The following is a 7,395-nucleotide window of genomic DNA, read 5'->3' as shown; positions in this document are numbered from 1 at the left end:
TGGGTAATGAACTCTTGTCTTCAAACGAAAAACACCTCCATTGAATTTGCATACTTAGTATGCGAATTCAGGAGGTGTTTTTTTCATGTACCACTATTCGGGTTCACTTCAGTTAAAGCCGGAGTTTTTTTATTAGAATGCACGATTCACAACGTCTTTAACCTCTTCAAGATATTGCTTACGCACACTGTCATCCACAGAAGGGACACTTGTATAGAATGTATGCTCAATTGTTTCAATGCCTGTAAATTCAAAAATACCAACATCCGCTGTTTTCTTCATTGCATCAAACATGCCGCCTGCTGTGTATGCTTCTTTCGTATTGCCCATTGTAGATAATAACAATCCTTTTTTACCGCTTAATAACTTTTCAATGCCGTTTTCACCGTAAGCATAAGCAAATCCATGGCTAAATACACGGTCAACGTATCCTTTTAAAATAGCAGGAAGTCCCGCCCACCACACTGGATAAATGAATGTAATGCTGTCAGCCCAAGAGATATGTTCTTGTTCTTCTTTAATATCTTCTGGTGTATTTCCTTGAGAAAATGAGATGAAATCGGAAGCGCCTAATACTGGATTAAAGTTTAATTCGTATAGATCGCGAACGCGTACTTCGTGACCTTTTCCTTCTAATTCACTTTTTACCGTTTCTAAAATCGCATGGTTGAAGCTTTCTGTATTCGGGTGTGCATAAACGATTACATGTTTCATTTTTCTTCCTCCTATTTGTGGATATGTGAATAGCTATTTGTATTTCTGTAACTATTATGGTTACTACTTTTATAGAAGTCAAGTAATACATATGTATGTATAAAAAGACGCTCGAAAATCGCCTTTTTATACCCCGCTCATACAAAGTACAAAGAAGACGAATAAAATGATAACAATACCAATGCCGAAGTTAAATACGAGAGTACTATCCATATATATAGCCTCCTTGTTTGAAAGTAAAAAGCACTCTAGTTAAGAGTGCTTTTTTATTTTGAATCTACTTTATAACTTTTAGAAAGTGATTCATGCGTGTCATGATTTACATTATTTTATGTATTTATACTTTGAAATGAGTAAGTCCTTGTTGGATATAGAAAAAAAGACACTCGTTCGAGTGTCTTTTAAGATGACAAAATGTGCCAATTGCTTGAGGTTGATAAGACGCTAATTTCCGTGTTAACGCCTTTTCTCTAATCAAGAAGTGTAGCAACAGCGATTCAAATAAATTGTACCATCTGTTTAATAGCTGTGCGTATGTAATTCTGCATATTGCAATTAGAGGGAAATTTAATGTGAAAAATGAATGAGTAAATATATAGAAATTTGATAAGGAGTGAGAAGGTTGGATATACATGTGTTAACAAAAGAAGAAGCAAATGAGATAAATACGTGGACGTACGAGGAACCATATAGTTTATATAGTTTTTCAGGCGAGAAAGAAGTAATAGAAGAGCTATTAGATGGAACGTATTATGGCTGTTGTGTCGATCAAGGAGAGTTCATCGGCTATTTTTGTTTTGGAGAAAATGCACAAGTACCAGGTGGAAGAGATGCTAATTTATATGGTGGAGAAGATGTGATTGATATCGGACTTGGTATGAAGCCGGCGTTAACTGGGAAAGGAATGGGGAAAGAATTTTTCCAAGCTGGAATAGCGTTTGCCACGAAAGAGTTTAACGCAAAAATGTTTCGATTAAGCGTAGCAACATTTAATACAAGAGCGATTACGCTATATAAAAATATCGGATTTAAGCAAGGGCCTATTTTTTTGAGCCGCGGAAGAGAATTTATGCTTATGGAATACGAAAGACCATCAGCATGAAACTGACGGTCTAGAAAACATTATTATTCCGAGTGATCAGCTCGGTGCGCTAAACGGCTTGAGGCAGCGGCAGCAATTCCGCCAACGATATCGTCAAGGAACGTGTGCACTTTTCCAGTTGATTTATCATTTAAGTATTCTAAAATACCAGGTTTTAATTTATCGATATATCCAAAGTTCGTGAAACCGATAGATCCGTATACATTCACGATAGAAAGTGCGATAACTTCATCAATTCCGTATAAGCCTTCATCACGTTTTACAATATCTTGTAACGGCTCACTTAGCATTCCCTTTTCAGCAAGGACATCAAGCTCGATACCAGTAATCAGTGCGTTTTGTACTTCACGTTTTGATAGTACACGTTCTACATTGTAACGGCATTCTGACATCTCTAAATTTGGATGATATTTTTTTTGAAGAAAATGAACAAGTTCAGCAATATCGTCAATTGTTACACCGCGTTCTTGTAATAGTTGTAATGCTCTTTCTTGTAGTTGATTTGATTCTTTCATGTTTATCACCTTTTTTTCTTTTTAGTATTTGTATACGTTTCGTTGCTTTATCATGTGCATAGGAATGAAAGGCGAGCACAAGCTCATATATATAAAGAAAAACCATAGGTGGCGACTGCGATGATTCAGCATATTTATGAGCATTATCACATGCATGTTAAAGAATTAATCCCCCTTGGCCCCTATAAAAGCTTTTGGATTCGCAACAAAATTTATGTACTTGTTCCAATTGGAGAAATGGAGGAAGAAGTACTTGTAGAGATGAAAAAGCTCAGTGATTATATGAACCAGCAAGGGGATATAACTGTAGCGACTTTCGTTCCGACTATACACGGCTACTATGTAAGTGAGATAGAAGAACAAAATTACTGCTTATTAAAAGGTATGCGCACGTTAGAACGACATGCTATGTCATTAGGAAGTGAGCTTTCTATATTCCATAAACGAGGTGCATTCTTTCCAGAAGAAATTGAGCAATTAAGCCGTATTGGTGAATGGAAAGCGTTATGGGAAAAGAGACTCGATCAGTTAGAAAAGTTTTGGCAATCACAAGTGATGAACCACCCTACAGACGTATTCGATCAATTGTTTATTGAATCCTTCCCGTATTACTTAGGAGTTGCAGAAAATGCCATTCAATATGTTGTTGATACAGAAATGGATGATACGCCGCAACTAACGGATGCAGCGACAATTTGCCAAGAACGATTCACACCTTTATTATGGCATCAAACGAAGCGTCTCAAACTCCCTTTTGATTGGGTGTATGATCACCCAACTCGAGATATAGCAGAATGGATTCGCTATATGATGATTGAAAAAAAGAAAGACTGGGATCAAACAATCGTTCAATTTGTTACAGATTATGAACGAAATTACTCGCTGTCCTCATTTGGTTGGCGCTTATTATTTGCAAGGCTCCTGTTCCCGCTTCACTATTTTGAAACGGTCGAACGATATTACCAAACTGGAAACGAAGAACAAAAAAGCATATATAGAGATCGCTTAGAAGCCATTTTACACGATGTGAACCGCTCAGAGCAATTTATGAAGCATTTTTATGGCTCACTTCGTTTACCAGTAGATAAGCTCGGGATTAGAAAATTAGATTGGCTATCTTAAAAATATAAAAAAGAGACCGAGTGAGGTCTCTTTTTTATATACCACAATTTTATGTAATACATTATGCCCCTACCTGCTGATCTGTACATATATTTAAAACGAATTGATGCCTTTCGAGCTTTTCATTTACTTTACCTAATAATTCTTGCTGGATTTCTTTAAATAAAAATTGATAGCTTGTATTCCATGTTGGTATAACGGATGAAAGGCCTAATAAATACTCTTTTTTCTTTTCTAGTTCTTGAATTGTTACAAAAGTGTTCCCCATTTTTGGCATGTGTCGTCCCCCTATGTTTTTTTACTGTATATGTGTGAACGATTCACTATATAGTATTAATTATCGCATTTTTTGAGAGGGATTTCCAATTTTGTTTTATGATGTTAACGGATAAATGTGATTTGAATAAAAAAAGGAGACCAAATTTGGTCTCCTTTTAGAAGGCGATTCTGAACGAGCCGCTTCCGCTTTTAGATTAAAATACTTGTTCTACTTCGATAACGCCTGGTACTTCTTCAAGTAACGCGCGCTCGATACCAGCTTTTAGTGTGATTGTAGAACTTGGGCAGCTTCCGCATGCACCCATAAGGCGTAGTTTTACGATACCTTCTTCAATGTCTACTAATTCAACGTCTCCGCCATCGCGAAGTAAGAATGGACGTAATTTATCTAATACTTCTAATACTTGTTCTTGCATATGTGGGTTTTCCATTTTTATCGACTCCTTTCATCAGTTTTATTATAATCAAGATAGAGGGGAAAATCTATTTTTTCTCTTCTTGTTTTATTGTCGAAATATTGTATCGTGTTTTTTCAGTATAGGGGTATGGAATAAGTTTGTAAAATGATGTGCTTATGTAATAAGACATCTGAATATACTGTTGGGACAAGAAGTGGGGGAGAAGAAATGGTTAATGTTCAAGTGTATGGGACGAAAGTAATTTGTGCGAGCTGCGTCGGAATGCCATCTTCAACAGAAACGTTTGAATGGTTACAAGCGGCAATTGGTCGTAAATATGAAGGACAAGAAAATAAATTTAATTTCGAGTATATTGATTTCCAAGAAGAACAAGAAGATGCAGATAAAAAAGCATTCGCAGAGCGCGTAGTGGAAGAAGATTTATTTTATCCGGTCGTTCTTGTAAATGGAGAAATTGTTGGAGAAGGAAATCCTCGTTTGAAGGATGTTTATGAAGAAATCGAGAAATATTTATAAAACAAGAAGTCTTTGCGAATTTGCAAAGGCTTTTTTTATTGGAGGGATAGATATGAAAAATGGAGTGAAGCATGCGTTACCAACGGAAGTACAACAGTTAATGGAGCGGTACACAGTAGAATTAAAAGAAATTTTTTTAGATGAAAAAATAGTAGGGGTATATATTTACGGCTCCATCGCACTTGGTGCATTTTATGCAGAAACGAGCGATGTTGATTTTGTTACAGTGATAAGTGATTCCGTGAATGAAGCTGAAAAACAGCAGCTTGTGGAACTACATAAGAAACTTAGTGATAATACGCTAGGTAAAAGAATGGACGGTATGTATATTCCGCTTGCTGACTTAGGGAAATACAATGATGAAATGAACGAGTACGTGTATTGTGCAGATGGTAAAGCTAATGTTGGTCATTGGGACATTAATGCGGTCACATGGTGGACGTTGAAAAATCAAGGCATTACAGTTACAGGAAAAGAAGCAGAAGATCTTCCGCTGCAAATACAATGGAATGATGTAGTAAATACGATGAAATACAACGTAGAACAGTACTGGAGTGAAAAGGTGAAGAAGCCATATTTATTTTTTATAGAAGAGTGGGTAGAATCAGCTGTCGTTACGATGGGACGCATTTTATATACACTAGATTATAAAACAATCGTTTCAAAAGATAGAGGATTGCAATACTTGTCAGAACGTTCAGCGGAAGAATGGGAGCTCTTATTAAAAGAAGTAGCGAGAATACGGCACAATCCAAAAGAAAAGCGAATGCTCTCAAGGTGGAGAAGAGCAGATATGACGAAGAGGTACTTACTGCATTTAATTGAGACGTGTAGAGAGAAATGGTAGGGAAGAAAATGGACAATACAGTGGGGGGTATTGTCTTTTTTATTTTGTAGTAGATAGAAAAGTATTTACAAGTATTGTGTAGAGGAAAGATAATAGAAAAAAATATGCGCATGGGGGAAGATGATGAGTAAATATAAATTACATATAGATAAAGAACAACTATGGAAAGGCTGCGTTTTAAATTCGATTGCCCATGCAATTAATGTAGCGCATTGTCCAGATTTCTCACATGAAAGTTCATGGGATGGATTTAACTATAGTATGCAAGATAGCCAAGGCGGACAAGGGACAATTACGTTTCATCCGAATTACACGATTGTATGTCTTCAAGATGTGAATAGCGAGAGAATTGATGAGTGGATTGATGCGAAAAATTATTTTGAAGGGGCACCTTCGGAAGTAATAGATATTGCGAAAGAAGAAGCACTTCAATACGTATTAGAAGAAGTAGAAGGCGAAACAGTTCCTTTTATTACAACTGCATTTTGGATTGAGGATAGTGGTGCGTATTCAATTGATTCATTTGAAGAGATGGAAGAGCACGGCGGATTCTTATTAGAAATTCCATTACTTGATACAGAATCAGCAATAGAAAGACTGGAAGAAGAGTATGAACTGACAGAGGAACAAATAGAGCTTTTACAACTCGTGTATAAGAAAAAAATCCAAAGTCCAAATGAGGAAATTAAGTTGTCTAAAGAAGAAATAGCAATGATTGGAACGGAAGATAGCGAAGGATTGGAAGTTAGTAAGGACTCATTTGAAGAAATGAATATTACTTGGGAGTTGTAGGGGGAGGATAAAATATTTCTGATTTAAAAAGTCACAAAAGGAATATAAAGCACAATGTGAAATTACAGTGCACTTTTTACTAGTTTTTTCATATACATATCAACCTCATGAAAGAATAGGGGCTCTTTTTCCTCGGTATTCAGATGCACGGTGCAATGTAAATATTGCTGTAAGTAGCGATTAGCTTGTTCGTACTGTTTTAATTTGTAGAAAGAAAAACAGGTAAGAAGTAGAAACGCTTTTTCTTCTAATGTTGGAACGACAGCTAGTACGGGAGTAATGGAATGCATATTTGTTTCCACTAAATTTTCATAAGATGCCCACGTTTGAAACCAGTCGAAAACAGTAGAAAGGTAACCCGGAATAGCGATAGTTTCATGTGAAACATTATGCAATAGCTGGTTCTGTTTGATATGTATAGGCTCTATTCTCGTTTGTAGAATGCAATCGAATATTGAAATGTTTTCTTTTATTTGTAATTGGTTCGTAATAAGCTGCGGGAGACCGATAGGGTGAACTCCTATATTTATATAAAAATCATCTCCAAACTGGCTTTTTTGTATGTTAATGAGCTTATAAAATCCGTTTTCAGCTTTGAAAAATGTATGTCTTTTTTTCTTAAAGCCGAGTGGTTTTAAAGTGGCGTGTAAATTTGTAATAAAATCTTGCTCCTTTTTAGAGCCAGGCTTATTCTTCGTCATATTCATAAGAGCGGTCAAAAGTTATATGAAGTAAATATGTCTTTTGAAATTGAATTGCCTCCATTTCTTATCGGAGAGATGATGGTATTGTCCTTAGGAGAAGGCAGAATTTGTGGTATTAATATTCAAACAGGTAAAGTGCTTTGGAACAATACTACTCTACATGATATTACAGAGGTTCTGTTATATAAAGATGGAGAAATTTACATTGCAACTTCAAATTTAGAATTGATAATACTTGATGCTGAATGTGGTGAAGTAAAAGATATAATTAAACTCCCTAAAAATGTTGTTGTAATAGATTTTATTGTATCAATTGAGGAAGGTAATAATGGACTATTCATTAGTTGTGTAAGTGGAAATATGTTTGAAATAGTAGAAGGCTAAT

At 35.8% G+C, this 7,395-nt stretch carries 10 protein-coding genes and 1 pseudogene; 6 read left to right on the top strand and 5 right to left on the bottom strand.

Features of this window, described 5'->3' with window-relative positions; genetic code table 11:
- Positions 1-132 precede the first annotated feature (132 nt).
- Positions 133-714: an NAD(P)H-dependent oxidoreductase gene (locus ACTFSL_RS26450; RefSeq protein ID WP_000683439.1), complete on the bottom strand. Its 582-nt coding sequence runs from the start codon at positions 712-714 to the stop codon at positions 133-135.
- 622 nt (positions 715-1,336) lie between these two features.
- Between ACTFSL_RS26450 and ACTFSL_RS26445 the strand changes: the two genes are divergently transcribed.
- Complete coding sequence (locus ACTFSL_RS26445) at positions 1,337-1,816, top strand: GNAT family N-acetyltransferase (RefSeq protein WP_440042667.1); 480 nt, start codon at positions 1,337-1,339, stop codon at positions 1,814-1,816.
- A 23-nt stretch (positions 1,817-1,839) separates the two neighbouring features.
- On the opposite strand, the gene ACTFSL_RS26440 is transcribed toward ACTFSL_RS26445, so the two are convergent.
- Positions 1,840-2,331 carry a phosphatidylglycerophosphatase A family protein gene (locus ACTFSL_RS26440; RefSeq protein WP_000665102.1) on the bottom strand — a complete coding sequence of 164 codons (492 nt, stop codon included), beginning with the start codon at positions 2,329-2,331 and terminating at the stop codon, positions 1,840-1,842.
- Positions 2,332-2,451: 120 nt separating this feature from the next.
- On the opposite strand from ACTFSL_RS26440, the gene yutH reads away from it, so the two are divergent.
- Positions 2,452-3,453 (top strand): spore coat putative kinase YutH, encoded by a 1,002-nt coding sequence (yutH, locus tag ACTFSL_RS26435; protein WP_088025375.1) that lies wholly within the window; start codon positions 2,452-2,454, stop codon positions 3,451-3,453.
- 61 nt (positions 3,454-3,514) lie between these two features.
- On the opposite strand, the gene ACTFSL_RS26430 is transcribed toward yutH, so the two are convergent.
- A complete protein-coding gene (locus tag ACTFSL_RS26430; protein WP_001125507.1) occupies positions 3,515-3,730 on the bottom strand; it encodes a hypothetical protein in 216 nt (71 codons plus the stop codon).
- 196 nt (positions 3,731-3,926) lie between these two features.
- Positions 3,927-4,163 (bottom strand): NifU family protein, encoded by a 237-nt coding sequence (locus tag ACTFSL_RS26425; RefSeq protein ID WP_000431159.1) that lies wholly within the window; start codon positions 4,161-4,163, stop codon positions 3,927-3,929.
- Positions 4,164-4,358: 195 nt separating this feature from the next.
- On the opposite strand from ACTFSL_RS26425, the gene ACTFSL_RS26420 reads away from it, so the two are divergent.
- The 3 genes from ACTFSL_RS26420 to ACTFSL_RS26410 all read left to right on the top strand — a co-directional run bounded on the left by ACTFSL_RS26420 (position 4,359) and on the right by ACTFSL_RS26410 (position 6,306).
- Complete coding sequence (locus tag ACTFSL_RS26420; RefSeq protein ID WP_000248588.1) at positions 4,359-4,667, top strand: YuzD family protein; 309 nt, start codon at positions 4,359-4,361, stop codon at positions 4,665-4,667.
- Between the two features lie 52 nt (positions 4,668-4,719).
- Positions 4,720-5,514 carry a nucleotidyltransferase domain-containing protein gene (locus ACTFSL_RS26415; RefSeq protein WP_003272363.1) on the top strand — a complete coding sequence of 265 codons (795 nt, stop codon included), beginning with the start codon at positions 4,720-4,722 and terminating at the stop codon, positions 5,512-5,514.
- Positions 5,515-5,637: 123 nt separating this feature from the next.
- Complete coding sequence (locus tag ACTFSL_RS26410; RefSeq protein WP_053563437.1) at positions 5,638-6,306, top strand: hypothetical protein; 669 nt, start codon at positions 5,638-5,640, stop codon at positions 6,304-6,306.
- 62 nt (positions 6,307-6,368) lie between these two features.
- Here the strand turns inward: ACTFSL_RS26410 and ACTFSL_RS26405 are convergent, their stop codons facing one another.
- Complete coding sequence (locus ACTFSL_RS26405) at positions 6,369-7,007, bottom strand: DUF4304 domain-containing protein (protein WP_440042665.1); 639 nt, start codon at positions 7,005-7,007, stop codon at positions 6,369-6,371.
- 3 nt (positions 7,008-7,010) lie between these two features.
- Here ACTFSL_RS26405 and ACTFSL_RS26400 point away from each other — a divergent pair.
- Positions 7,011-7,394 (top strand): annotated as a pseudogene (locus ACTFSL_RS26400) (PQQ-binding-like beta-propeller repeat protein); the annotation flags it as partial.
- Position 7,395 lies beyond the last annotated feature (1 nt).

This window comes from Bacillus cereus group sp. MYBK108-1, assembly GCF_051917185.1.
Classification (GTDB): Bacteria; Bacillota; Bacilli; order Bacillales; family Bacillaceae_G; genus Bacillus_A; species Bacillus_A cereus.
The sequence above is the reverse complement of the archived record's forward strand: the minus strand, read 5'-3'. Positions and strand labels throughout refer to the sequence as shown.